This is a genomic window from Streptomyces sp. NRRL S-378, assembly GCF_000720645.1.
In the GTDB taxonomy this organism is placed as follows: Bacteria; Actinomycetota; Actinomycetes; order Streptomycetales; family Streptomycetaceae; genus Streptomyces.
This window is the reverse complement of record NZ_JOBX01000001.1, coordinates 272,547-297,619: the sequence shown is the minus strand read 5'-3', so window position 1 is coordinate 297,619 and position 25,073 is coordinate 272,547. Positions and strand designations below refer to the sequence as shown.

General features: G+C 70.7%; 23 protein-coding genes and 2 tRNA genes. 12 read left to right on the top strand and 13 right to left on the bottom strand.

All coding sequences use genetic code 11. The annotated features are described in order from the left end of the window. Position 1: 1 nt before the first annotated feature. From IH80_RS0101420 to IH80_RS0101410, 3 genes are all read right to left on the bottom strand, one after another. Entirely contained in the window at positions 2–367 is a 366-nt protein-coding gene (locus IH80_RS0101420; protein WP_030956977.1) for a PH domain-containing protein, read from the bottom strand. Positions 368–628: 261 nt separating this feature from the next. Further along, a tRNA-Arg gene (locus IH80_RS0101415) sits at positions 629–701 on the bottom strand. A gap of 256 nt (positions 702–957) precedes the next feature. Then, a tRNA-Ser gene (locus IH80_RS0101410) sits at positions 958–1,048 on the bottom strand. A 186-nt stretch (positions 1,049–1,234) separates the two neighbouring features. On the opposite strand from IH80_RS0101410, the gene IH80_RS0101405 reads away from it, so the two are divergent. The 3 genes from IH80_RS0101405 to IH80_RS0101395 all read left to right on the top strand — a co-directional run bounded on the left by IH80_RS0101405 (position 1,235) and on the right by IH80_RS0101395 (position 5,717). Next, positions 1,235–1,660 (top strand): SSI family serine proteinase inhibitor, encoded by a 426-nt coding sequence (locus IH80_RS0101405; RefSeq protein WP_030956975.1) that lies wholly within the window; start codon positions 1,235–1,237, stop codon positions 1,658–1,660. A gap of 120 nt (positions 1,661–1,780) precedes the next feature. Then, positions 1,781–5,128 carry a PAS domain-containing protein gene (locus tag IH80_RS0101400; protein WP_030956973.1) on the top strand — a complete coding sequence of 1,116 codons (3,348 nt, stop codon included), beginning with the start codon at positions 1,781–1,783 and terminating at the stop codon, positions 5,126–5,128. A 13-nt stretch (positions 5,129–5,141) separates the two neighbouring features. Beyond that, positions 5,142–5,717, top strand: a complete 576-nt coding sequence (locus IH80_RS0101395; protein ID WP_030956970.1) for an antibiotic biosynthesis monooxygenase — start codon at positions 5,142–5,144, stop codon at positions 5,715–5,717. A gap of 21 nt (positions 5,718–5,738) precedes the next feature. Here IH80_RS0101395 and IH80_RS0101390 read toward each other — a convergent pair whose 3' ends face one another. The 8 genes from IH80_RS0101390 to IH80_RS43455 form a co-directional block, all read right to left on the bottom strand. Beyond that, the gene (locus IH80_RS0101390) at positions 5,739–7,388 is read right to left on the bottom strand and encodes a long-chain fatty acid--CoA ligase (protein WP_030956969.1); all 1,650 of its coding nucleotides are present in this window, start codon (positions 7,386–7,388) and stop codon (positions 5,739–5,741) included. A gap of 152 nt (positions 7,389–7,540) precedes the next feature. Next, on the bottom strand, positions 7,541–8,074 hold the full coding sequence (locus IH80_RS0101385; protein ID WP_030956968.1) for a SigE family RNA polymerase sigma factor: 534 nt from the start codon (positions 8,072–8,074) through the stop codon (positions 7,541–7,543). Positions 8,075–8,211: 137 nt separating this feature from the next. Beyond that, entirely contained in the window at positions 8,212–9,378 is a 1,167-nt protein-coding gene (locus IH80_RS0101380) for a lipid-transfer protein (protein ID WP_030956967.1), read from the bottom strand. Further along, the gene (locus tag IH80_RS0101375; protein WP_030956964.1) at positions 9,375–9,758 is read right to left on the bottom strand and encodes a MaoC/PaaZ C-terminal domain-containing protein; all 384 of its coding nucleotides are present in this window, start codon (positions 9,756–9,758) and stop codon (positions 9,375–9,377) included. The genes IH80_RS0101380 and IH80_RS0101375 overlap by 4 nt, the downstream gene beginning before the upstream one ends. Then, on the bottom strand, positions 9,755–10,786 hold the full coding sequence (locus tag IH80_RS0101370) for an acyl-CoA dehydrogenase family protein (RefSeq protein ID WP_030956958.1): 1,032 nt from the start codon (positions 10,784–10,786) through the stop codon (positions 9,755–9,757). Before IH80_RS0101370 ends, IH80_RS0101375 begins: the two co-directional genes overlap by 4 nt. Next, positions 10,786–11,733 (bottom strand): bifunctional MaoC family dehydratase N-terminal/OB-fold nucleic acid binding domain-containing protein, encoded by a 948-nt coding sequence (locus IH80_RS0101365; protein WP_030956956.1) that lies wholly within the window; start codon positions 11,731–11,733, stop codon positions 10,786–10,788. The genes IH80_RS0101370 and IH80_RS0101365 overlap by 1 nt, the downstream gene beginning before the upstream one ends. Then, positions 11,730–12,881: an acyl-CoA dehydrogenase family protein gene (locus IH80_RS0101360; protein WP_030956954.1), complete on the bottom strand. Its 1,152-nt coding sequence runs from the start codon at positions 12,879–12,881 to the stop codon at positions 11,730–11,732. Before IH80_RS0101360 ends, IH80_RS0101365 begins: the two co-directional genes overlap by 4 nt. A gap of 592 nt (positions 12,882–13,473) precedes the next feature. Beyond that, the gene (locus IH80_RS43455; RefSeq protein ID WP_030956951.1) at positions 13,474–13,923 is read right to left on the bottom strand and encodes a DUF6344 domain-containing protein; all 450 of its coding nucleotides are present in this window, start codon (positions 13,921–13,923) and stop codon (positions 13,474–13,476) included. A gap of 521 nt (positions 13,924–14,444) precedes the next feature. Between IH80_RS43455 and cutA the strand changes: the two genes are divergently transcribed. Beyond that, entirely contained in the window at positions 14,445–14,762 is a 318-nt protein-coding gene (gene cutA, locus IH80_RS0101350) for a divalent-cation tolerance protein CutA (RefSeq protein WP_030956950.1), read from the top strand. On the opposite strand, the gene IH80_RS38720 is transcribed toward cutA, so the two are convergent. Next, positions 14,759–16,042 carry a helix-turn-helix domain-containing protein gene (locus tag IH80_RS38720; protein WP_051808614.1) on the bottom strand — a complete coding sequence of 428 codons (1,284 nt, stop codon included), beginning with the start codon at positions 16,040–16,042 and terminating at the stop codon, positions 14,759–14,761. The two genes, cutA and IH80_RS38720, sit on opposite strands and share 4 nt — an antisense overlap. 236 nt (positions 16,043–16,278) lie before the next feature. On the opposite strand from IH80_RS38720, the gene IH80_RS0101340 reads away from it, so the two are divergent. The 5 genes from IH80_RS0101340 (at position 16,279) to IH80_RS0101320 (ending at position 19,739) form a co-directional block, all read left to right on the top strand. After that, complete coding sequence (locus tag IH80_RS0101340) at positions 16,279–16,506, top strand: hypothetical protein (protein WP_030956948.1); 228 nt, start codon at positions 16,279–16,281, stop codon at positions 16,504–16,506. Positions 16,507–16,675: 169 nt separating this feature from the next. Then, positions 16,676–16,807: a hypothetical protein gene (locus IH80_RS46775; protein WP_267883507.1), complete on the top strand. Its 132-nt coding sequence runs from the start codon at positions 16,676–16,678 to the stop codon at positions 16,805–16,807. Positions 16,808–16,826: 19 nt separating this feature from the next. Continuing rightward, positions 16,827–18,011: a cupin domain-containing protein gene (locus tag IH80_RS0101330; protein ID WP_030956945.1), complete on the top strand. Its 1,185-nt coding sequence runs from the start codon at positions 16,827–16,829 to the stop codon at positions 18,009–18,011. Continuing rightward, positions 18,008–18,901 carry an aldo/keto reductase gene (locus IH80_RS0101325; protein WP_030956944.1) on the top strand — a complete coding sequence of 298 codons (894 nt, stop codon included), beginning with the start codon at positions 18,008–18,010 and terminating at the stop codon, positions 18,899–18,901. Before IH80_RS0101330 ends, IH80_RS0101325 begins: the two co-directional genes overlap by 4 nt. Then, positions 18,882–19,739 (top strand): hypothetical protein, encoded by an 858-nt coding sequence (locus IH80_RS0101320; protein ID WP_030956942.1) that lies wholly within the window; start codon positions 18,882–18,884, stop codon positions 19,737–19,739. The genes IH80_RS0101325 and IH80_RS0101320 overlap by 20 nt, the downstream gene beginning before the upstream one ends. 1,773 nt (positions 19,740–21,512) lie before the next feature. On the opposite strand, the gene IH80_RS41395 is transcribed toward IH80_RS0101320, so the two are convergent. Next, positions 21,513–21,989 (bottom strand): GntR family transcriptional regulator, encoded by a 477-nt coding sequence (locus IH80_RS41395; RefSeq protein ID WP_063757232.1) that lies wholly within the window; start codon positions 21,987–21,989, stop codon positions 21,513–21,515. Between the two features lie 204 nt (positions 21,990–22,193). On the opposite strand from IH80_RS41395, the gene IH80_RS0101310 reads away from it, so the two are divergent. The 3 genes from IH80_RS0101310 (at position 22,194) to IH80_RS0101300 (ending at position 24,939) form a co-directional block, all read left to right on the top strand. Further along, entirely contained in the window at positions 22,194–22,571 is a 378-nt protein-coding gene (locus IH80_RS0101310) for a hypothetical protein (protein ID WP_051808612.1), read from the top strand. Between the two features lie 103 nt (positions 22,572–22,674). Then, positions 22,675–24,102: a cell division protein FtsK gene (locus IH80_RS0101305; RefSeq protein ID WP_030956938.1), complete on the top strand. Its 1,428-nt coding sequence runs from the start codon at positions 22,675–22,677 to the stop codon at positions 24,100–24,102. 45 nt (positions 24,103–24,147) lie between these two features. Next, positions 24,148–24,939 (top strand): DUF2637 domain-containing protein, encoded by a 792-nt coding sequence (locus IH80_RS0101300; protein ID WP_030956936.1) that lies wholly within the window; start codon positions 24,148–24,150, stop codon positions 24,937–24,939. The last annotated feature ends 134 nt before the right edge of the window (positions 24,940–25,073 follow it).

The following is a 25,073-nucleotide window of genomic DNA, read 5'->3' as shown; positions in this document are numbered from 1 at the left end:
GCTACCGGGCGACGAACTGCGTCAGGATCGCCTGCACCTCGTAGATGTCGACGCCCTTGGTGAAGGTCTTCTCGATCGGCGTCGGGCTGCCGGATATCCAGATCTTCAGCTCGGCGTCGAGATCGAAGTGGCCGGCGGTCTCCACGGAGAAGTGCGTGATGCTGCGGTACGGGACGGAGTGGTACTCCACCTTCTTGCCCGTGAGCCCCTGCTTGTCGACGAGCACCAGGCGCCGGTCGGTGAACAGGATCGTGTCCCGGATCAGCAGGAAGGCGGCGTGCACCTGCTCCCCCTGCCCCAGCAGCCGCGCGTAGTCCCGCTGCGCCGACACGGGGTCGACGGTGTGCGCGTTCCCGAACAGTCCCATGGTTGCCCCCGTTTTCCAGCTTCGGACGATCTTCAAGAACCGTACCGACGCCACCGGGTGGTCGACGTCCCCCGCCAGAGCCATCCCGCCCCTGACATCTTCCGGGGGACCCCCTCCCCATCAAGGAGGAGTTCCCGCATCCCGCCGGGCACGTCGGGGACACACGCAAGACCGGCATACGGAAGCAAGACCGGCATACGGAAGACGGGATACGCACACGACAGAGGCCCCGGACTTTTGTCCGGGGCCTCTGTCCTGCTGTGCACTCGGCAGGATTCGAACCTGCAACCTTCTGATCCGTAGTCAGATGCTCTATCCGTTAAGCTACGAGTGCTTGGGCTTCCCGGGGTTTTTCGCCCCGTTGGCCTTGCGAGAACAACAATACATGGACCTCGCCGGGACGCGAAATCCATTACCCAAACCCCAGCTGACCTGCGAAAACGCTCCGGATGAAGATCATCCGTACGAGCTCGCACAAGGGACGGACAGCGGTCGGGCAACGCTCGGAACCAGCCGGAACGCCCCGCCGGGCGAACAGACCGGAACGCATCGAAGCCCCGGTCCTGACGGACCGGGGCTTCGATGAACTGCGGAGGCGGAGGGATTTGAACCCTCGATGGGTGGTAAGACCCAAACCGCATTAGCAGTGCGGCGCCATAGACCGGACTAGGCGACGCCTCCAGCACACCCTCGCGTACGAAGGTGCGTGCAGATGATGACACAGGCGCAGGGCCCCTCACCAATCCGGTCCCACGGTACTAGGCGGGACGGGCCGAGGGCAAAGCCTTAAAGGCCCCGCCGCACGCAACATCGGCGGGCCCGCGTCGTTGGTCAGGCGTATGACCTACGGACGACCTGGAGTGCCCCATGCTGCGTCTCGCTGCCTTCGCCGTCACCTCGGCCCTGGCCACCGCGGCCGCCGGGCCGCTGCCCCCGCTGCCCCTGGGACAGCTGCTGGCGACGCCCGACCGGCTGACCATGACCATGGCCGACACCGGTAACCGTCAGCTGGACCGGGAGTACACGCTCCAATGCGGCCCCGTCGGCGGCGACCACCCCGAGGCCGAGGGCGCCTGCGCGCGGCTGGACCAGCTCGCCGGGGAGGGGCGCAACCCCTTCGCACCCGTCCCCCCGGACCAGATCTGCACCAAGCAGTACGGCGGACCCGCCACCGCGCGCATCACCGGAACGTGGAACGGACACAAGGTGAACGCCACCTTCCGCCGGACGGACGGATGCGAGATCAAGCGCTGGAACGACTTGGAACCTCTGCTTCCGAGTGGGCGTTCCTGACCTGGGAGGATGCCCGGAAGGGGCGTCGTCGGCCGCACATCGGCCACCTCGCCGCGGGCCCGTGGCCTTAGACTCCTCCCGTGACTTGCCGGTAGTCGTTGGTCAGGGAGGAAGCTCGTCGTGAGCAGCAGGCCATCCCGAGGCGCTGCTCGCCTCGCAGCAATACTCGACGCCCTTCCGGACGCGCTGTTGCTCGTCAACGCCAACGGCACGGTCGTCAACGCCAATTCGATCGCGCTCGAGGTCATGGAGAGCCCCGGCACCGGACTGGTGGGGCGGGGCGTGCTCGACCTCCTGCCCGAGTTCGATTCCAAGCTGATCCCCGGCTCCATGCGCCGGCCGGGCGAGGACGACGGCGGCCGCACCAAACCCAAGCGGATGGTCGCCCGCCGCACCGACGGTTCCGAGTTCCCCGTCGAGGTCACCAGCGCCCACCTCGACGGCCGCGACGCCTACCGGGAGCCGCAACCCGCCTACACCGGTGACGAGCTGCTGATGCTGGTGGTCCGGGACCTCTCGCAGACCGTCGACACCGAGGCCGAGCTGGCCCGCTCCCAGCGGCAGACCGAGATGATCCTGCGCGCCGCTGCCGAGGGCGTGGTGGGCACCGACACCGACGGCCGCGTGGTGCTCGTCAATCCAGCGGCCGCCCAGATCCTCGGCTACCGCGCCACCGACCTCGGCAACCGCGAACTTCACGGCCTGGTCCAGCACTCCCGCGCCGATGGCTCGCCCTTCCCCTTCGAGGAGTCCCCGCTCGCCGACACCCTGCGCAGCGGACGCAAGCACCGCGTGCGCGGCCAGGTGCTCTGGAACAAGGCCGGGCAGCCGGTCGCCGTCGACCTGACCACCTCTCCCGTGCGGGACGGGGAGCAGCTGGTGGGCGCCGTCATGACCTTCACGGACCGGCGGCCCTACGACGCCCTGGCAGCGCGGCACGCGCAGCTGATCGCCGTCCTCGGTGACTCCCTGCGCGGGCCGCTGGACGAGCTGCGCGGCGAGCTGGCGACCCTGGCGGCCGACGACGCCGGACAGCTGTGGCCGGAGGCCAACCAGCTGCTGCACCACCTGGCCGCCGGGTACTCGCGGATGACCACCCTGGTGGACAACGTGCTCGGCTTCCAGCGCCTGGACTCCGGCCGCGACAAGCTCGCGAAGAAGAAGGTCCTGATCAACGGCGTGGTCGCGGCCGGCGTCGACGGCGCGGTCGAGCTGATCGGGCCCGGTCGTGCGCAGTTCGCCGTCCACGCGCCGACCATCGAGGCCGAGGTGGACGCCGAGCGGATCTCGACCGCGCTCGCGCACCTGGTCGCGGACGTCGCCGGGGTGGACGCCACCGGCAAGACCCGTCAGGGCAGCGGCTACAGCGACTCGACGATCGTGGTGGCCGCCGCGCAGCGCGGCGACGTCGTACGGATCGAGGTGCGCGGCCCCTACGAGGGCGGCAACCCGGTCCACGAGCCGATCGTCCGGGGCATCGTGGCCGCGCACGGCGGCGTACTGCAGACGGTGGAGGTCCCGGGCGCGCCCGGCGGCGCCTACGTGCTGGAACTGCCGCTCGGCGCGGGTGCCGGGACGGTGACCCTGCCGGAGCCGCCGGAGGAGCCCCCGGCGGGCAGCGGGCCGGACGGCGCCGGGACGGCCGCGGGTGCCGCCCCCGGCCGGGTCTCCGGCGGCCGGCGGGGCCGGCGCGGGGTGGACGCCTTCCTGGAGGACGAGACCTCGGGTCCGCAGGCCGGTCAGGGCGGGGGCGCGCTGGCGCTGCCCTCGGGCCGTCGGCGGGCGGGCGAGGCCGCCCCGCCCTCGGGTCCCGAGCTCGCGCAGTCCCCGGTGAACCCCGCGGGCCTCGGAACCGGGCGCAGGCGCGGCCGGGCCGGCGACGACGGCGGTGAAGGCGGTCCCGGGGGCCAGGGCGGCTCTGAGGGCCAGGCCGGTCCCGGCCGGCCCGTGCAGCCGCAGGGCACCGCCATGCCCGCGCTCCCGCCCGTACCCGCGGTGCCCCCGGTTCCGGTGACCGAACACCCCGCCGGCCGGCGGCGGGCGCTGGGTCCGGCCGGGCCGGCACAGCCCGGCGGGCCGGTGCCGGCGACAGGGCTCGGCCCGACGCCCGCTCCGGCACGGCCCATCGCTCCGGAGGGCGGCTTCGCGCTGCCCGCCGGTCCGTCTCCGGTTCCCTCCGCTCCCCCGACCCCCGCGGGAGCCGGCACGTCCGTGGCCGTTTCCGAGGGCGAGGGCGGATCCGACGCCGGGGCGCCGTCCGGGCGGCGTGGCCGCCGGGCGCTGGGTGCCCCGGGAGCCGAGCCCGAGCCGCCGGCCGCACCGTCCGACGCGCCCGCCGAGAACCCGACCGGGCGGCGGCGCGCACTGGCCGGCGCCCCGGCGTGGCCGGCTCCTGGGGCCCGTACCGGTTCCGAGGACGACGGGGCCTCCGGCCAGGTCGCGGTCCCCGGGGCCCGACAGGCGCAGGACGCACCGGCGCAGGGGCAGACCGCGCAGCCGATCAGCGTGCGTGCTCTGGGCACCCTCGGCCAGGGCATCGCCGTCGACCCCGCCGCGGCGGGGCCCGCCACGGGTTCCGGCTCCGGCCGCCGTCGCAGGCTCGCCGAGCCAGGTGCGCAGGGCCGGGCCTTCGCCATAGGGGCCCCCGAGGCGGGTTCCGACGAGGGTCCCGAGCCGCTGGACGGCCCGGGCGGTGCGGTCGAGGTCGTCAACCGGCCCGTGCCGCAGCCCGTGGACGACGAACTCCCGCCGGAGCCGCTGGACAACCCGCGCCGGCTCCTGGTGTGGCCGGCGCCCGACGTGCAGACCCAGCAGGCGCTCAGCGACCGCGGCTACCGCCCGGTGGTCGTGCACTCCCGTGAGGAGGTGGACGCGCAGATCGCCGCCTTCCCGGCTGCCCTGTTCGTCGACCCGCTGACCGGGCCGATCACCCGGACCGCGCTGCAGTCGCTGCGGCAGGCCGCCGTGGCCGCCGAGGTGCCCGTGCTGGTCACGGCCGGGCTGGGGCACGCCACGCGCGAGGCGGCGTACGGTGCCGATCCCGCCGTGCTGCTGAAGGCGCTGGCACCGCGTGACAGCGAGCAGCACCCCTCGCGGGTCCTGCTGATCGAGGAGCGCGACGAGATCGCGACCGCGCTGACCGCGGCCCTGGAGCGGCGCGGGATGCAGGTCGCCCGGGCTGGCGCGGACACGGACGCCGTGGAGCTGGCGACGCGGATGCGGCCCAACCTGGTGGTCATGGACCTGATGCAGGTGCGCCGTCGGCGGGCCGGGATCGTGGACTGGCTGCGGGCGAACGGACAGCTGAACCGCACCCCGCTGGTGGTCTACACGGCGACCGGCATCGATCCGGCCGAACTGCCGCGGCTGGCCTCCGGCGAGAGCGTGCTCTTCCTCGCCGAGCGGGCCACCACGGCGGACGTCCAGGGTCGCATCGTGGACCTGCTGGCCAAGATCGGCACCAACTAGCGATCCTGGCCGGATGGCCATCATCAAGACGACCGAGCACACCGTCCCCGCCGACAACGGGGAGGTGAACCTGCTCATCGCGCGACAGGTGGAGCCGGGGCACGAGGAGACGTTCGAGGCCTGGGCCCACGGGATCCTGGAGACGGCCGCCGGTTTTCCGGACCACCTGGGCTACGGGCTCTTCCGCCCTGCGACGGAGGGCGGGCCGTGGTTCCTGGTCCACCGCTTCCGCAACCAGGCCGCCTTCCAGCGCTGGCAGGACTCCCCTGAGCGGGCCCAGTGGTTCTCCAACTGCCTGGGCCACCACCACACGGAGATAGCCCGGCGGGAACTGCACGGCATGGAGACCTGGTTCGCCAAGCCGGGTACGACCCGGCCCGCGCCGCCGCGGTGGAAAATGGCGATCAGCTCGGGGCTGGCCATCTTCCCGATCTCGCTCGCCGGCAACGCGCTGCTCGGGCCGTACCTGGTGGATCTGCACTTCGTGCTGCGAACGGCCGCCTTCGCCGTCGTCTTCAGCACGCTGATGACCTACGTGGCCATGCCCGCCGTCAGCAGGCTGCTGCGGCCATGGCTCACGCGGGGCTAGCCCCCGTCGGGGCCGGCGCCATCAGGCGATCTTGGTGACTTCCAGTGCGCCGTCCGCGTACTGCTGCCGGAGCACCTTCTTGTCGAACTTGCCAACGCTGGTCTTCGGCACGGCGTCGATGATCGTCCAGCGCTCCGGCAGCTGCCACTTGGCGATCGACTGCGCGAGGAACTCGCGCAGCCCCGTGTAGTCCACGGTCGCACCGGGCTTGAGGACGACGGTCGCCAGCGGCCGCTCGCCCCACTTCTCGTCGGGAACGGCGACCACCGCGGCCTCGGCGACCTCGGGGTGCGCCATGAGGGCGTTCTCCAGCTCGACGCTGGAGATCCACTCACCGCCGGACTTGATGACGTCCTTGGCGCGGTCGGTGAGGGTGAGGTAGCCGTCGGGGCTGATGACGCCGACGTCACCGGTCTTGAGCCACCCGTCGGCGCTGAACTTGTCCTCGGGCCGGAAGGGTTCGCCGGAGGCACCGCCGTAGTAGGCGTTCGCGATCCAGTTGCCGCGCACCTCGAGCTCGCCGGCCGACGCCCCGTCCCAGGGCAGCAGGTCGCCGCCGGGGCCGACGAGACGGGCCTCCACACCGGCGGGGAAGCGGCCCTGCGTGATCCGGTAGGGCCACTCCTCCTCGGCGCTCAGACCGGCCGGCGGGTGCGCCATCGTGCCCAGCGGGGAGGTCTCCGTCATGCCCCAGGCGTGGCAGACGCGCACGCCGAGCTTGTCGTAGGCCTCCATCAGGGAGGGCGGACAGGCAGCGCCGCCGATGGTGACCTGCTTCATCGAGGTCAGGTCGCGCGGGTTGGCGGTGACCTCGGCCAGCAACCCCTGCCAGATGGTGGGGACGGCCGCGGCGTGCGAGGGCCTCTCCCGCTCGATCATCTCGGCGAGCGGGGCGGGCTGCAGGAAGCGGTCCGGCATCAGCATGTTGATGCCGGTCATGAAGGTGGCGTGCGGCAAGCCCCAGGCGTTCACGTGGAACTGCGGAACCACCACGAGGGTGGTGTCCTTGTCGGTCAGGCCCATCGACTCGGTCATGTTGACCTGCATGGAGTGCAGGTACAGCGAGCGGTGGGAGTAGACGACGCCCTTCGGGTCCCCGGTGGTGCCGGAGGTGTAGCACATCGCGGCCGCCTGGCGCTCGTCCAGCTCGGGCCAGTCGTAGCTGTCGGAGCGGCCTTCGAGGAGCTCCTCGTACTCGTGCACGCGCACGTTCAGGCCGTCGAGCACCGAGCGGTCACCGATACCGGTCACGACGACGTGCTCAATGGTCGGCAGGTGCGGCAGCAGCGGCGCGAGCAGGGGCAGCAGCGTGCCGTTGACCAGGACCACCCGGTCGGCGGCGTGGTTGACGATGAAGACCAGCTGCTCCGGAGGAAGCCTCAGGTTCAGGGTGTGCAGGACCGCACCCATGGAGGGGATCGCGAAGTACGCCTCGACGTGTTCGGCGTTGTTCCACATCAGGGTGGCGACCCGGTCGTCCTGCTGCACCCCGAGCTCGTCGCGCAGGGCACCGGCGAGGCGGTTGGCTCGGAGGCCGATCTCGGCGAAACTGCGGCGGTGCGGCTCTGCCTCCCCGGTCCAGGTCGTGACCTGGGACTTTCCGTGGATCGTCATCCCGTGACGGAGTATGCGGGTGACGAGGAGCGGTACGTCCTGCATGGTGCTGAGCAAAGCGTCCTCCCGGTGAGCGCTGCGGCGCTGCGGCGGCTACGGATGCAGCAGATTCTGCGCACGTACCAGTCGGTCTGTCACTACCCGAGGGTAGAAACCGCTTCGTGTTTCACGTGAAACATTCCCTCGTTTCACGTGAAACATCGCCGGCCTCAGCGGACCGGGCTGAGCTCCGGGTCCTCGCGGAGCTTGCCGAGCGCGCGGGAGACGGCACTCTTGACCGTGCCCACCGAGACCCCCAGCAGCTCGGCGGTCTGCACCTCGCTCATGTCCTCGTAGTAGCGCAGAACGACCATGGCCCGCTGCCGGTCCGGCAGTCGGGTCACCGCACGCCACATCGCGTCGCGCAGCGCCTGGGCCTCGGCGGGGTCGGAGGCGGGTGCCTCCTCGGTCTCCGGGAGCTCGTCGCACACGAACTCGTCGACCTTGCGCTTGCGCCACTGGGAGGTCCGGGTGTTGACCAGCGTCCGCCGGACGTAGCCGTCCAGGGCACGGTGGTCCTCGATGCGGTCCCAGGCCACATACGTCTTGGTGAGGGCTGTCTGGAGCAGGTCCTCGGCATCGCACGGGTTGGCGGTGAGGGAGCGCGCGGTGCGCAACAGGACCGTGCCGCGGGTCCGGACGTACGCCGAGAACGACGGGTACGGCGTCGGATTCGAGGCGAGCGTGCACACAGGCGGGGTCATGTCTCCACGCTAGGAGCGCCCGCCGGCCCTGGAATCGCCCGCAGGTGCCGATGGGGGATCCATCTCAGGTTGTAGGAGTAGGGCCATCCCCACCCCCTGAAGGTGGAGGGGGCGGGGCCCGGGCAAGGACCAGGGTCTCAGCCGTCGGCGCCGAGGATCAGCCCGGACGTCGGCACCCCGGTGCCGGCCGTGACAAGTGCGTGCGAGGCCCCGGCCACCTGGTTGACGGAGGTCCCGCGTAGCTGGCGGACGGCTTCGGCGATGCCGTTCATGCCGTGCAGGTACGCCTCTCCGAGCTGGCCGCCGTGGGTGTTGAGCGGGAGCGCGTCCGCGGCCACGAAGTCGGCGGCCTCGCCCGGCTTGCAGAAGCCGAACTCCTCCAACTGCATCAGCACGAAGGGCGTGAAGTGGTCGTAGAGGATGCCGACGTCGATGTCGGAGGGCCGCAGCCCGCTGGTGCGCCACAGCTGGCGCGCGACCACACCCATCTCCGGCAGGCCGGTCAGGTCGTCGCGGTAGAAGGAGGTCATGCCCTCCTGGCGGCGTCCGGCGCCCTGCGCCGCTGCGGTGATCACGGCGGGCGCGTGCCGCAGGGCGCGGGCCCGCTCGGTCGTGGTGACGACGAGGGCCTGGCCGCCGTCGGTCTCCTGGCAGCAGTCCAGCAGCCGCAGCGGTTCGACGATCCAGCGCGAGGCCGCGTGGTCGGCGAGGGTGATCGGCTTGCCGTGGAAGTAGGCGGCCGGGTTGTTCGCGGCGTGCCGGCGGTCGGTGACCGCCACGTGCCCGAAGGCTTCGGGGGTGAGGTGGTGGGCGTGCAGATAGCGCTGCGCGGCCATGGCCACCCAGGAGGCGGGTGTCAACAGCCCCCAGGGCAGCGACCAGCCCAGCGCCGCGCCCTCCGCCGAGGGGTCGCGCTGCTGGACGCCGGACCCGAAGCGGCGTCCGGAGCGCTCGTTGAACGCGCGGTAGCAGACGACGACCTCCGCGACTCCGGTGGCGACGGCGAGGGCGGCCTGCTGGACGGTGGCGCAGGCGGCGCCCCCGCCGTAGTGGATTCGGGAGAAGAAGGACAACTCCCCGATGCCTGCCGCCTGCGCGACGGTGATCTCGGGGCTGGTGTCCATCGTGAAGGTGACCATGCCGTCAACGTCGGCAGGGGTGAGCCCGGCGTCGTCGAGGGCCGCGTGCACGGCTTCGACGGCGAGCTTGAGCTCGCTGCGGCCGGAGTCCTTGGAGAACTCGGTCGCGCCGATGCCGGCGATCGCGGCCCGGCCGCCGAGCTGGTCCCGGGTGCGGACGCTCATGCCGCCACCTCCGCGACGACCGTTCCCGACACGTGGTGGCCGATGCCGTTGGCTCCGACGACCCGGATCTCGACGGTGTTGCCGAGCACGGCGGTGACGGTGCCGGTGAGGGTCATCGTGTCCCCCGGATGGTTGGGGGCGCCGAGGCGGATGACCACCTTGCGCAGCACGGCCCGGGGCCCGAGGTGGTCGGTGACGTAGCGGCCGACCAGACCGTTGGTGGTCAGGATGTTCATGAAGATGTCCGGGGAGCCCTTCTCGCGTGCGAGCGCCGCGTCGTGGTGCACGTCCTGGTAATCGCGGGACGCGATCGCGCCCCCGATGATCAGCGTGCGGGTGATCGCGATCTCCAGCGGCGGCAGCGTGTCGCCGACGTTCATGCCTGCTCTCCCTCGGCTATCGAAGCTCCCAGCTCGGCGAGCAGCTCGCTGCCGCAGCCCAGGTAGGCGTCCAGCTGGCGCCCCCACAGGAAATGCCGGTGGACGGGGTGGTCCAGGTCGGCGCCCGTTCCGCCGTGCAGGTGCTGGCCCGCGTGCACGACCCGCTTGCCCGCCTCCGAGGCCCACCAGGCCGCCGTGAGCGCGTGCTCGTGCGCCGGGAGCCCCTGGTCGATGCGCCAGGCCGCCTCGTAGGTGGTCACCCTGATCGCCTCGGTGTCCATGTAGGCGTCGGCCGCGCGCAGCATGACCCCCTGGTTGGTGGAGAGCGGCCGGCCGAACTGCTCACGGGTGGAGGTGTACTCCACCGCGCGGGCGAGCGAGCCCGCGCAGACGCCCGCCTGGAGCCCGGCGAAGGCGGTGCGTGCGGCGGCGAGGGTGTGCCCGTAGGCGCCGGCGGAGCCGATGCGTTCGGCGTCGGCCCCCTCCAGGGACAGTCGGCCCGCGGACCAGGGGGCGGTGGTCTCGACGGGGGACGTCCGTAAGCCGGGCGCGTCGGTCCGTACGAGCCACAGCGCCCGGTCGGCGTCCGGGACCAGCACGTGCGTGGCATCGCGCAGCCAGGGGACGGCGGGGACGGTACCGGTGAGCCGGCCGTGTTCGGCGGTGATCCGGCCGCGGGCCGGGAAGGCGCCGGTGGCCACCGCCTCCCCGCTGCCGAGCGCAGGCAGCAGGCGGGCGCGCTGCTCCGGGCTGCCGTGGGCGGCCACGGGGAGGATCCCGTACACGCAGGTGGCTGCGTAGGGGACCTGGGCGGTGGTACGGCCCTGCTCCTCCAGCAGCAGGACCAGCCCGAGCAGGCCGATCTCCTCGACGGCGGCGGTCAGTCCGGCGGCGGTGAGGGCCTTCCACAGTTCGGCGTCGCTGCCGGTGCCGGTGGCGGCGAGGCGTTCGTGGGTGGCGAGGTCGGAGAAGATCCGGGCGGCGAGGCCGGTTGCAGCGGCCTGTTCCTCGGTGGGGTGGAAGTCCATCAGCCCTCGCTCCCGCGGAAGACGGGGAGTTCGAGGTCCTCGTCGACGCGCTGGAACTCCAGCCGGACGGGCATGCCGATGCGCACCTTGTCGTACGGGACACCGGTGATGTTGCTGATCATGCGGACCCCTTCGGCGAGCTCGACCAGCGCGACGGCATAGGGCGGATCGAAGGCCGGGAACGGCGGGTGGTGCATGACGACGTAGCTGAACACGGTGCCCTCGCCGGACGCCTGGACCGTGTCCCAGTCGGGGCTCGCGCAGGTGTTGCAGCCGGGGAGCCAGGGGAAGCGGAGGGTGGCGCAGGAGGTGCAGCGCTGGATCAGCAGTCTGTGGTCCCGCACCCCGTCCCAGAAACCCTGGTTGTCGCGGTTGACCACGGGGCGGGGGCGTTGCGCCCCGGTCTTCCCGCGAGGCTCGGGCCGCTTCGCCGGCCGGCCTGTGGGGGCGTACTTGAGGATCCGGAAGCGGTGCGTGCCGACGGGCTCCCCGCCCGCCCGGACGTCCATGCGGGTCGTCACGAAGTGGCCGGTGCCCAGCTTGGTCGTCTTGCGCGGTGACACGGACTCGATCACGGCGTCGAAGGTGATCGTGTCGCCGGGCCGGAGGGGGCGGAGGTACTCCTGTTCGCAGTCGGTGGCGACCACGGAGGTGAAACCGGCGCCGTCGAGGAGCGCGAAGAGCTCGTCGTGGGCGGAGGAACGGTCGGAGTGGCCGGAGAGCCCGCCCATGGTCCAGGCCTGCAGCATGGTGGGGGGAGCGATGGCGTCCGGCCCGGTGTAGGCGGGGTTGGTGTCGCCCATCGCCTCGCACCAGTGGCGGATCATCGGCTCGTTGACCGCGTCCTTGCCGCGGCCGGCGACGGCGGCCGGCCGGCCCTCGAAAGCCACCAGCAGTGCGTGGAACCGGGCCGCCTCCTCGGCCGTACCGGTCGCGTCCGCCGTCATCGCTTCCTCCCCTTCATGCCGAGCCGCATCATGGCGACGATCTCCCGCTGGACCTCGCTCACCCCGCCGCCGAAGGTGTTGATCTGGGCGGCCCGGTTCATCCGCTCGAGTTCGCCGCCCGCGAAGGCCGCGGGACCGCGTACGAGGGCCTCCTCGCCCACCACTTCCTGGCACATCCGGTACACCTCGACGGTGGACTCGGTGCCGAGGAACTTCACGCCGCTGGCGTCGCCGGGGGCCAGGGTGCCGCTGCCCACGTCTTGGACGAGACGCCAGTTGAGGAGGCGTACGGCGGCCAGCCGGGCGTGGGCCTCGGCGAGCCGGGACCGTACCCATGGCAGGTCGGCGGGCCGCTCTCCGGTGGCCGGGTCGGAGGTGCGGGCGTGCCGGAGGGCTCGTTCGTAGAAGTCCTCGGCCTGCATGCCGATCGCGGCGAGGGCCACGCGCTCGTGGTTGAGCTGGTTGGTAATCAGCCCCCAGCCACCGTGTTCGGGGCCGACGAGGTTCCCGGCCGGCACGCGGACGGAGTCGTAGTACGTCGCCGTGGTCGTGAGCCCGCCGACGGTGTGGATCGGGGTCCACGAGAAGCCCGGGCCTTCGGTGGGCACGAGGATGATCGAGATGCCCTGGTGCTTGGGGGCCCGGGGGTCGGTGCGGCAGGCGAGCCAGATCCAGTCGGCGTTCTGGGCGTTGGAGGTGAAGATCTTCTGTCCGTCGATCAGCCAGTCGGCGCCGTCGCGGACCGCCCGGGTGCGCAGGGAGGCGAGGTCGGTGCCGGCCTCGGGCTCGGAATAGCCGATGGCGAAGACGATCTCACCCGCGAGGATCCGGGGGAGGAAGTAGTCCTTCTGTTCCCGGGTCCCGTACTTCATCAGGGTCGGGCCGACGGTGTTCAGCGTGACCATGGAGACGGGAGCGCCCGCCCGGTAGGCCTCGTCGAAGAAGACGAACTGCTCGTCCGCGCCGCGGCCCTGCCCGCCGTACTCGACGGGCCAGCCGAGGCCGAGCAGGCCGTCGGCGCCGATGCGGCGGAGCAGTGCGCGCTGGCGGGCGGGGTCGTCGGGGACCCCGTCGGGCAGGAGTTCCTTGAAGTAAGCGCGCAGTTCGGCACGGAGCCGCAACTGGCCTTCGGTCGGGGCGAGGTGCACGGCGCAGGCCTCCCGGCATCCACATCGTCGAGGTACCTGACTGTCCGTCAGATTTACCCGCGGTGTCAAGGTCGGGAAGGGGCGGGCACGCGCGAGGGCGACTGGTGCCGCTGCTACCACCAGGGGTGGAAGTCGACCGCGAGGTTCGAGTTGGCCTGGTGTTCCGCCAGGCCGCCGCTCCCGGACATGCCGAAGGGGCCGCGCCGTCCGGGAACCCCACCGTCTCCCGGGCTTGCGGCCCTGCCATGCCAGACTTCACGCCCCCTGCACGCTCCCCGGCCCACGCCGGGGTGATCCATCCGCGCCCCGCTGCCGGGGCACCAGGCGACGCGATCCACGGTCACGAGCGACCGGGCTCCAGCGCCTGCCTGCGTTTTTGCTGCTGCGTTGTTGCTCCTGCGGTCCTGCTTCTGCGTTGCTACTCCCGCGGTCCTGCTTCTCTTCTGCATTCCTGCTGCTGCGTTGCTGCTCCTGCGGTCCTGCTTCTGCCTGGGGTCGCGCTCCTGCGTTCCTGCTTCTGCAGTCGCGCTTCTGCTCGTGCGCCGTGCTCCGTTGTCTGTGGTCCTGCTTCGTCCGGACTGCCCGTACGGGGCTACGCGGCGAGCGCCAGCGTCTCGGGGGCGGCAGCAGCTGCACCCATTGCACGTGCGGCGCGGGGGGTGCGAGGGGTGCGGGGGGTGCGAGGGGCGGGTACCGCGGAAGGCGTCAGGGTGCGAGCAGTGGTTCCCGGGGCGGCACCCATGGCGGCGGCGGTGGTCGAACGACGGACACCGGGGGTCTTGCCGTGGGCCTCGGCCCGGATGCGCTGCTTCAGGGTCGGCGGCAGCGAACCGCCCCGCATCATCTGTCGCCAGCTCCGCGGGCCCGACATGGCCGACCGGCGGACCGGGGTGGCAACGGTGGCCGCGGTGGCTGCGGAGCCACCGGCGGTGGAGGCGGCGGCCGAGGCCGCCTTGCCGCCGAAGCCGAGGGCGGAGAGGACCGCCACGAGGGCGGCGAGGACGGAGGTCCAGATCGACGTGAGGGCGTTGCGGTGAGCCATGACGGAGTGCCTCGATTCGCGATGTTCCGACGGGCGGATCTGAATACATTCGTCATGATGTGGGGGCAACCGCACTGCGCTCATCACACGCGCCGATCTTCTGACAAACACCACTCAGAAGGCCCAACCCGGTCTTTCGTCCCGTCTCGCACCCCCTGACGGCCGGGCTTCCGGGGCCGCCGGGCACGGGGCCCGGCCCGGGGTCACCGCCCCGCACACCACCGGTCGACCGGCAACCCGAGAATCCCGCCGCACGCCCTACCCCGATCGGGGTCCCCGGGCATGAAAGCGGCCCCTGACCGTTCATACCGGTCAGGGGCCGTTCATCTGCGGTGGGTGTGGGATTTGAACCCACGGTGACTCGCGCCACGACGGTTTTCAAGAGAGTGCTGCGGGAAGTGTGTTCAACGCGCCTGACCTGCTCGTTCCCCGCCCTCCGGACCACTCACGGCCTCCGGCGGTCCACACCTGGTCCACTGGCCCCATATGGGCGCGATGCATGGGGCGGGTACGTTGCCCTCATGGCTGACTTCTTGATCGTAATCACGACCGTGGACAATCAGGACGCTGCGCGGAAGCTGTCGCGCTCGGCGGTGGAAGCGAGCCTAGCCGCTTCTGGGCAGGTAACCGGACCCATCGAGACGACGTACCGACACCTGGGTGAAGTTTCCGATGGCACCGAGTATCAGGTGACGTTCCGTACGACCGGTGACCGGCGCGAGGCCCTCGAGAAGCACCTGGTGGACAACCACCCATACGACTCGCCAGAGGTCATCGCGTTCACGATCGACGCCGGCCGTGCCGAGTACCTGGATTGGATCACTCGCGCCACCCGCTAGCTCTGCGCGCGCTCCAGTAGCGCGCCAACCGGGGCGAGGGACCGGTGAGGCTCCAGCCGCTTGACCATCAGACGGGCCCGTGCCATCGGTCTGATCGACGCGAGTCCCTCGGAGAGGTCGAACACCCGGGCCGTGATCGCGGTCGCGTACTCGACCTCTCCCGCGTCCAGGTACGCCGATGCCAGCCATGACAGGTACAGCGCCTTGTCCCGGGCCCGGGTGTCGTCGTACCGGGCAAGAGCGCCCTCCAAGGCTGGGATGGCCCGTAACGGTCGGTGCAGCTCCGCCCAGCAGCGCCCCGTCATGATTGCGATCTCGTCGGGATCGACCCAGTACGCCCAGTCCGAGCCCGGCTCGTCGCTGTGTTCGTGGATGGCCTCTTCGGCAACGCCCAAGGCGTAGTCCGCCTCCCGGTCGTTCCCCGAGGTCGCGTGCTGCCACGCCAGCCGATCCGCCAGTAGTGCCCGCACCACGGGCGCCGTCCCCGAGCCGAGTGCCTCGTAAGCGGCCGTGGCGAACCTGATCCCGGAGCCACCGCCCACCGTCCACTCCAGGTACGCCAGGAACGCCAGCGAGTTGCCTTCCAGCGCGGTGTCCTCTGCGGCCCGCGACGCGGCTAAGGCCGTCATGTAGTGCCCGCGGGCACCCTCGTAGTTTCCCGCGTCGTACGCCGCCCAGCCCGCAAGCTGGGCCTGTTCAGCGATGATTCCGCGCAGGCCCCGGCCTGTCGCCTCGCTGTAGACCCCTTCGTCCGTCAGCCGGGTCGTGTCCTCCAGCTCCCGAACGTACATCTGGTACGTGTCTCCGCCGCCCACGAAATCGTCCAGGCGGCGGAGCCGGGCGGTGCGGTGGCTCAACTGCTTCGGGACGTCGGCCCCGATCCTCCTCCCCGACGAAAGCAGAGAAGCGGGCTGTATGACGGCAATCCCGGCGCCGGCCGAAGCCGTCATGAATCCGCGGCGGTCGAACACATCGTTCTCCTGGTCGGTCTCGTCCTTCTTCTCCTGACGTCGCAGACGCCGGGCGAGAGTGACGGCCCGCCGCAGTTCCTCCTCCGGCACGCCGAACTCCGCCGACAGCAGCGCCCGCGAAGCCGGGTCCGGAAGACGCTCGTGGGTCTCCCACCGCGACACCGCACCCTGCTCCAGCGGGTACCCCCGCCGCGCGGAGAGATCAGCCGCCAGTTCCTCCTGAGTGCGCCCGCCAGCCATCCGCAGGCGCCGCAACAGCGGCCCGATCGGTTCCACGCCGTCGTTCTCGTTCGTGGTCATCATCGCCATCCCTCGGCCGTCCACAGAGCCCGGATCCCAGCCTGGCCATAAAACCTGGCCATGTCCCCGGAATGGCCATGCCTTCTGGCCCATCCGTCCAAACGCTGACGGCAGTTGACTGGTCACAGCCGCCCGGAGAGGCGGTCTCCCCCTCGCAGCGGGTCGTAGGGCCGTCCGCAACGTCACACCTGCGGCCCGCTGCGTCCCTGGAGTGCAGTGCCCGACCGAGACCGAGGAGAGGTGCCGTGTCCCCCAAGAGCCGCAACCGTCAGCGCCAGACCGTGCCCGGCTGGGTCAGCGAGGGCACCCGCATCCGCGATCCGCTGAGGGGCCGCACCGGCATCGTGCAGTTCATCGGCGAATTCGAGGACCCGAAGACCCGCGTGGTCATGCAGAACGCCGTCTTCGCCCGGCCGGAGGGCGGTGGGGTGGAGTGGGTGGTCGAGGACCCCTCCAGTCTGGAGCGCGGCTGACCGCACGCGCCCCGTGGGGCTGGCGTCAACAGCTCGCCGTCCTCCTGTACGCCGTCGCCGTCAGCGTCCTGGTGGTCACCCTGGCCGTAGCCGGAGACCCCGGAAGCTGACCCACAGATTTCCCGCCGGGACCCCGGCGGGACCCATCGAGATCAGGAAGGAGTACGGGATGAACGAGAACGCTCCCACCGAGCAGACCAGCGGTCTGCTGATCGGTGTCCGCCGCATCGCCGCGGCCCGCTCGCGTGCCGAGGAAGCCTCGGACAACACGGGCGGCAAGTCGGACATGAACGACACCTGATCGACCGAGGAGACCCACGGTGATTGATTCCGCATCGTGGGCCGAGCGTCTGGGCGGGGACATGTTCCTCGCCCAGATGTGCTTCCGGGCCCACAAAGTGATCCGCTCCAATGGCCACGCCCACCTCTCGCTGCTCGCCTGGGACGACCTCAACGAGATCGTGGCCGCCCACCGGCTCGAACCGCCCCGGATGCGGCTCTCCCGCGCCGGGGAAGCCGTCCCCACCACGGCGTACTCGATCCTCCGCACGAATCGTCGTGGGGTGTCCTGGTACCAGCCGCAGCCTGCTGAGTTCCACGCCCGGCTCGCCGAGGGCGCCTCCCTCGTCATCGACGCGATCGACCAGATCCACCCGCCCGTCCGGGAAGCCGCCGCCGGCCTCGAACGGTTCTTCCGCACCCCCGTGCAGGTCAATGCGTATGCCTCGTGGACCGCCGAGGAAGGCTTCGGCACGCACTGGGACGACCACGACGTGGTGGTGCTCCAGCTCGAAGGCTCCAAGCGGTGGAAGATCTACGGCCCCACCCGGCAGGCTCCCGCCTGGCGCGACGTGGAAGCTCCGGACGCCCCGACGGGCGAGCCGATCGCGGACATCGTCCTGGCGCCTGGCGACGTGCTCTATCTGCCGCGCGGTTGGTGGCACGCCGTGAGCGCCGACCAGGGCGCCGCATCCCTCCACCTCACCTTCGGGCTCGCCACGCAGACCGGTGCCGAGTTCCTGGGTTGGCTGTGCGACGACCTCCGGGCGAGCGTGACCGTCCGGGCGGACGTACCGCGCTTCGGCACTCCGGAGGAGCGGGCGGACTATCTGGCTACCGTACGGAAGGAGGTGCTGGCCGCCCTGGACGACCCGGCTGTTCTGGATCGCTGGGAAAGGTCGCTGGACGCCACGCACCCCGGGCGCCCGCGCCTGTCACTGCCACACCTCACCGCCGTTCCCGCCGAACCGGGCATCACCGTGCAGGCCACGGTGCCCCGTGCTCGGATCGACCAGGACGACCAGGCGGTGACCTTCGCCGGGGCGGGGAACGAGTGGACCTTCGCCCTCTCCGTCGCCCCGGTCCTCCGCCTCCTCGCGGGTGGAAAGCCGGCGACCCTGGCGGACCTGGCCGCCGAGTCTGATCTCACCCTTGTGCAGGTGGCGGAGGTTGTCTCCGCGTTGGTTGCCGGTCAGGCCGTAGCCGTGGTCGGGGGCGCCTCGTGACCGCTTCCCTGGGACTGGGGACGTACCGGGTGCGGGCCGTCGAGCAAGCGGGCCGCACCGCGTGCGCCGACGGGTTGGTGTGGATCGACACCGCCCCCAACTACGGCGACGCCCACCAGGCGCTCGGCCCCGTCATCGCCGACCACCCGCGCGCCATGGTCGCGACGAAGACAGGCTTCTTCACCCCGGATGAAGGCGCGGCTGCCCTCCGGGCCGGAGTCCTCACCGCTGCCCAGATCCGGACCGGGCATAGCCTCGACCCCGCCTTCGTCCGCTGGCAGACGGAAAGGTCCCTGGCCGCTCTCGGCCGGATCGACCTCGTCTTCGTCCACAATCCGGAGCACGCCGACCTCCGCCCTACGGAGCTTCACCAGGCGCTTCGTGAGGCGTTCGCTGTCCTGGAGGAGTTCGCCGCCACGGACCGGATCGGCGGGTACGGCGTGGCCACCTGGTCCGGGTTCCAGCACGACGCCTTCGCCGTGTCCGAACTCCTGGGCCTGGCCATCGAAGCCGCTGGATCGGGTGAACATCACCTGCGGGCCATCCAACAGCCTGTCAGCCTCGTCATGGCCCGGCCGATCGCCCTCGCCCTCGACGGCCGGGGCCCCCTCGTCCTGGCCCGTGCTGCGGGGCTGATCACCTTCGGCTCCTCGCCCCTGCACGGGGGCGAGCTGCCCGGCCTCGTCACGCCTGAACTCGCCGAGTTCATCCGCCCGGGCGCCTCGCCGGCCACGGCCTGCCTGCTCGCTGCGGCCTCCTGTCCGAGTCTGGACGTGGTACTGCTGTCTGCTGGCACCGCCCCTCATTGGGCTGCCGCAAAGGCCACCGTTGCCGCCCCGCTCGATCCGGGCCACCTCAGGAAGGTCACTGATGTACTCGCCCAAGGATGAGACCACCAGGGCACGTATGGAGGACGCCCTGACCCACGCCGCTGCCCGCCTGTGCACCACGACGACGGGGATTCCGGCGTGGGGATGGCTGGGCCGCACCATCGGCAGCCGCACCGAGGGTGGCCACTGGCTCCGCGTCCACTGCGGCGAGGCGGCCAAGACCCCCGCCACCCGGAACGAGGGGATCGCCCTCGCCGAGGAGCGGGTGTCCGACAAGGTGTCCCGCCCACACCTCCACGAGCTGTACCGCTGGGACGGCGGCGAGTACGTCTTCGAGGCTGAGCTGATCGACTACATCGCCCAGCCCGTCATCTCGCCGGAGACGCCTGACCTCACCCGGGATCCGGGCCTGCCGGACTCTTGGTGGACGACTCTGCGGGAGAGCCTGGACGCCCTCAGCACCGCAGAACCGCCCCGCGAGACCATCCGCCAGTCCTGGGCCGACCGGGTCTTCCCCGAGTTCCTGGGCATCCCCGCGCCGGCCATCACCGAACGCGTCACGGGGCACGCAGACCTCCAGTGGGCCAACCTCACCCACGATCCCCTCGTGATCCTGGACTGGGAGCGGTGGGGCGCCGTCCCCGTCGGCTACGACCCGGCGATGCTCTACGTCAACAGCCTCCGCGTCCCAGCCGTCGCCGACCCCATCCGCGCAGAGTTCGCCCACGTCCTCGACACCCCCGCCGGCCGGATTGGCGAACAGATCGCCCTCGCCGAGATGCTCCAGGCCGTGGGCCGTGGCTGGTACATCGAGCTGGCCCCGCTCCTGCGCCGACGCGCGGAGGACCTGACAGGCGTCCGTCCTCCAGCTCCGTCCCCCGCCCATCCGACCGCCTGATCGGCGCCTCCTGCACGAGCCCCAGCGCACCCCCCTCCGCGCTGGGGCTCGCGTGCGTCAACTCCCGCCCCGTCTTTGGCGTTTGACGATGACTGCTGCACCTGGCATCGCGGTCGGCCGGAGCGGCTTTGGCCGGTGTCCTGTTCGGGTTGGGGTCGGGCATGTTCAGGGGGCCGTACGCTGGCCCGGCAACTCGGGCAGGCTTTGATCCTGCCCGGAATTTGAACGAGTGGCCCCCTGGACTTGCCCGACGCGGGCCCCGGCCCGAACAGGTGGGTAAAGCCGTGGAGGCCGGCCGCCCCGGCCACGTCAGGGTGAAGAGCAATCCGCGGTGACCCGCGCGGGCCTGGCGTACGTCCCGCTGCTGTCGGCCGTGCTCGCCGTGGGGCGGCTGTCGGGGTTCTTCACGGGTCTGACTGCCCGCTTCTCGGGCCTTTCGCGGCGCGAGTGGGCGGGGGCCGCTGCGGGCGGTGGCGGAGACATGGAGCCAGCGGCGGCCTGGGGCCGCCGCGCCGCGCGGCCCGCGCCAGCGGGCCGCCTTGATCCAGTAAAGAAACTTTGGACAGCTCACCCCTTCGGCCGCTTCGGCCGTTAGGGAATGGGCTGTTTCATCATGTTATGCCGGATCTATTCGCAGAATCGTCACTTCGCCAGGTCTAGGCCGGTCTGCTCGCGGAATCGCGTTCCCTTATCCACAGGCTTGGCGTGGTTGCCTGCTCTTCGCATGGAGTTGTCCACAGGCGGGAGGGGTGCGGGATGGCCGTTCGGAGGAGGTGTCCGCTTTCGCTGATTGCGTGCGGCTCGCGCCGGAAATTCCGGGGCCTGCGCAAACAGAAAGCCAGAAACGTGATCCAGGTCACACGCATCCGAGGTCACACGTGCGCCGATCGCAATACCTCTACAAGCGAGGCGCATCCGGGGGCGACGGAACATAACCGACGATCCCCGGTTAGCCAAACCGGGGATTGTCCGGACCCTTATGAACGTCGCCCGGACCGCCTGGGCCGCGAAGGAGTCGAGTGTGGTGCAGGTCGCTGCGATGCGGGGTCACACCTCGTGCTGTTTCGACACCTCTATAGGCGATCCGGGGGTGGACCTACATACCCGACGATCCCCGGTTTCGGAAACCGGGGATTCTCCGGACCCTGGTCAGCACCTGCCCGAAGTGCCCGCCCTCTCGAATGGAGCCAGATGTGATGCACGCCACTCAAGGGAGTGTCACACGAAAGCCGGTCGGCGCACCTGTAGCAGATGAGGGGGCGGCGCATGTCCGGGCGGTTTGTATCACGCGGTCCGTGAATTCCGAATTCACGGATTCTCCGGAGGCTTGTGTCAGGGCCGCGAGCGAACGAGTGAAAGCAGGGCCGATGACGTGTGGTGAGGACGGTGGTGCGAGGTCTTCCCGTGCTGTCCGCCAGGCGGGATGCGCCGTCCAGGGCAATACGCACGGGGCGGGATTCCTGGACGTAAATTCCCGCTTTCGCCCGCCTCACGGGCATGGGCTCGCTATGTCCGCGGGTTTCGGTGCACCCTCAGCTCAGGGGTGGGCGAAAGGGCCGCCCGGTCGGCCGGCAGCGAAGGCGTACGGATGTGAGGGACCGGATCAGGGCGAGATGGCAGGACAGATGTCAACGCAGGGGGAAGAGAACCAGATGGGTGCGCAGGAAGCGGTATCGGCTCAGGCCATGGTCGCGGAGATGCTGGCGGCGGTGAGGCGGATGCGCCTGGAAGCTGCGGTACTCATCGAGGATGTGGCGGAGCTGCGGAATGCCGCTATTCCGGATTCTGATCCTGCCGCTCGGCCCGAAGTTCGGCGACTTCCCGCTTGAGCTGCTGATGGTCCGCGCTCAGTGCACGGATCTCGTCCCTTAGCGACCGAAGCATCTCGGTAAGGGCCTCGGCAGGTATCGCCCGACCGCCGGGGACCCCTGCCGGAGCTTCGGCTCGCTTGGATCCCAGGTACCAAGCTGGGGCCTCGTAGTCGGCGGGGATGTCGTGGGCCAGTTCCGGAGCGTCGGCAACGAAGCTGCCACGCCCCTGGACGGTGTAGACGAGCCCCTCGTCCCGTAGGACGTTCACGGCACTGCGGGCGGTCATGCTCGCGATGCCGAAGCGGTCTTGCAGCTCCCGGTACGAGGGGAGCTGTTCGCCCGGCTTGAACCGGCCTGCCTTGATCTCGCGCCGAAGCTCGTCGGCTGCGTGCTGGTACGGCGGCCGGCGGTCTGGCTTGGCGGTGTGGGCAGGGGTCATGCCTCCAGGGTAGCCACTCCTAGCACGCCTAGCACACCGCTCTGACACTTCCTCCACCCCTTTTCCATCCTGCCCCGCCCCCCTGGATCCCTCTCCGGCCCTGCCAGCACCTATCAATCTCACTTGACAGTGCTAGCAGGGCTATGTATCAATTGTTGTGGCGCCGCACCTCAGCGGCCCACCCTGACGAAAGGTTTCACCCCCATGCCCATGGTCCGTATCCCCGTCCATGTCTCCGACTCCACGAACCACATGGTCGTCACGCCGCCGGTGCCCAAGTGGAAGGACGAAGAGAACGGCATCCGCGCCACCGACCGGGAGACCGGCGCCGAGCTGGTCACCCTGACGCTCGTCGTGATGGAGGAGGGGCGCGCGGAGACGATGAAGATCACCGTCGCGAAGAACGCCCTGCCGAACGGCCTGCACCCGGGCCGCTACGTCCGCCCGGTCAAGCTGGTCGCGACCCCGTGGGCCCGGATCTTCAACAACCAGCTCCAGGATGGCGTGGCCTACCGCTGCGAGTCCCTCGAACTGGTGGAGGCCCCGGCCATCTCTGAGGCACCTCAGGAGATCGCGGCGTGACGAACCCGCCCGCTCCCCACCCCTCCCGCTGCCAGCACAGCTCGGCCCTCGGCCTTCCGTGCTGGCAGCGGGAGCCCGCCCCCGCAACCGAAGGAATCCCCCCGTGGAAGATCTGAGCGGAGCGTTCGGCTACGCGCCGTACGCCGTCGGCCTCGGCCTCGCCGTCTTCGTCATCTGGTCTCTCCTCTGGATCGTGCGCTACATACGGGCCACGCCCATGAAGCGCGCCAGCATCCGGCAGGCGGTCCGTGTCCGCCGCACCTGGAAGCGCCTGGCTCCGATGGCCGGACTGTCGGTCACCGACAAGACCCCGACGCTCATGTCCGAACTCGCCAACACAGATGGGAAGAAGCAGCACAAGCCCCGGGTGCTGATCCCGGCCCTGAAAGTCACCCCGGACGAGTTCGGTGTGATGGTACGGGCGAACTGCCTGCCGAAGGTGGGCCTGGAAGAGTTCAAGAAGGCCGCCCCCTACCTGGCGGACGCCTGGCGCTGCACGCGGGTGTCCGTGCTGCCCGACGGGCCCGGAAAGGTGCTGATGCGCGGCGTGCGGGTGGACCCGCTGATCGTCCCGACCGAACACGTCCCCACCGGCCGTCCCCCGAAGGAACTCGCGAAGTGGGAAGTGGGCGTGGACGAGTACGGCACGCCTGTCACCGTGTCACTCAAGGACGTATCCGGTATCACCGTGGGCGGCCTGCCGGGCTACGGCAAGACCTCGCTGATGAACAAGCTGATCTGTGACTGGGCCCCGTCGCCGGCCATCCAGTTCGTCCCCTTCGACGGCAAGGTCAGCCGTGCCCGTGAGGGCGACTACGCCGACCTCGTCCAGCGGATGTTCGCCTTCTGCGGCGACGACCTGGAGGCCGCGACCAAGCTCCTCAAGCGTCTCGTGGAGCTGCGGCGTGCCCGCTCGGCCTGCATGAAGAAGGTCCTGGGTGTCAAGAACATGTGGCACGTCGGCCCCTCGGAGATGTGGCCGCTGATCGTCATCCCCATGGATGAGGTCCACACCTTCTTCCGGGACCACAAGGGCTCCGACCCGAAAACCAAGCGTCTGGCCGCCCTCGCGGCGGACAACGCCCGTCTGGTGGAAGACCTCACCAAGAAGGGCCGCGCGCTCGGCTTCCTGACGATCCCCATCACGCAGAAGACCACCGGGGATGCGATCCCCACCTTCATCCGCGACGTGTGCCCCGTCGGTCTGTCCTTCGCGCAGAAGACCGCCGAAGCCGCGGTGGCCGCCCTCGGCGAAGACATCCGCCAGTGGCCCGACGCTTCCCCGATCAACCTCCAGGACCCCGCCTATGTCGGCGTGGCGGTCATGTCCGCGCAAGGCCGCCCCGGCTTCGTCCGCATCCGCACCCCCTACGTCCCCGACGAATACGCCGCCCGCATCGCCGAGCAGACCGCGCACCTGGTCCGCGACCCCTTCAAGCTCCTGGAAGGGCTGACCGGACAGACGGTCGCAGAGCTCGCCAAGCAGGCGCCCGACGAAGACGAAGACGGCCCCGAACTCCTCGCCGCCTAACCCCCACACCACCCCAACACCCCCCGGAAGGAGGTGAAAACCCTCATGTCTGAAGACCGGATGACACAGCGCACCGTGACCGTGGTCATGGCGATCATCGCGGCCCTGGCCTTCGTGTTCTCCTTCGGCAACGTGTGGTCCCTGGCCCTGCGCCTGGGTGTACCGGGCCCGGTTGCTCCGCTGATCGCCCCGATGGTGGACCTGTCCGTCGTCGGCCTCCTGGTCGCCCTGCGCTACCTGTCCCTGCGCGGAGTACCGGCCGGTGACCTCAAGGCGGCCACGCGCCTGATGCACGCCTCCGGCTTCTTCACCCTCGCGCTCAACGTCGCAGAACCGATCATCGCCAAGCACTACGGCCGCGCCTGCGTGGACGCCGTGGCACCCCTGCTCCTCCTCGGCTGGGGCGCCGTCGGCCCCGCGCTCCTGCGCCACTTCCACGCCGTGGCCATCCCGCCCTCGGTCATCGCCGTGCCGGTCCCCGAACCCGTCGCGACGCCGGAACCGGCCGAGTGTCCCGAGAATGAACCGGCCCCCGAGCCTGCGCCGGACCTGGAGCGGGCACCGGAACCCGAACCGCTTCCTGTACCGGAACCGGTCACTGCTGCCGCTCCTGCCCTCGCCCCGGCCCCTGCCCCGGTCACCGCTCCGGCCTCTGCCCCGGCGCCCCCGGCCCTCCCTGCGGTCAAGGTGCCCCCGGCAGTGCTGGACTCCGCCCGCGAGATCGCCGACTCCCACCATGCGGCCACCGGCCAGCCGATCACCGCGCCGCAGCTCAAGGCCCGACTCGGCGTCAGCCTCCCCCTGGCCACCGCCGCTCACGCGGCCCTGTCGGCCTGACCCTCCCGCCGGCCTCCCGGCACCTCTCCACCCCTCGGCCCTTCCTGGGCCTGGCCCGTCATGCCTCCGGGCAGCACCACCCCCTCCCGTGGTGCTGCCCGGAGCCATCCCCCACCAGCGGAAAGGACACCCGC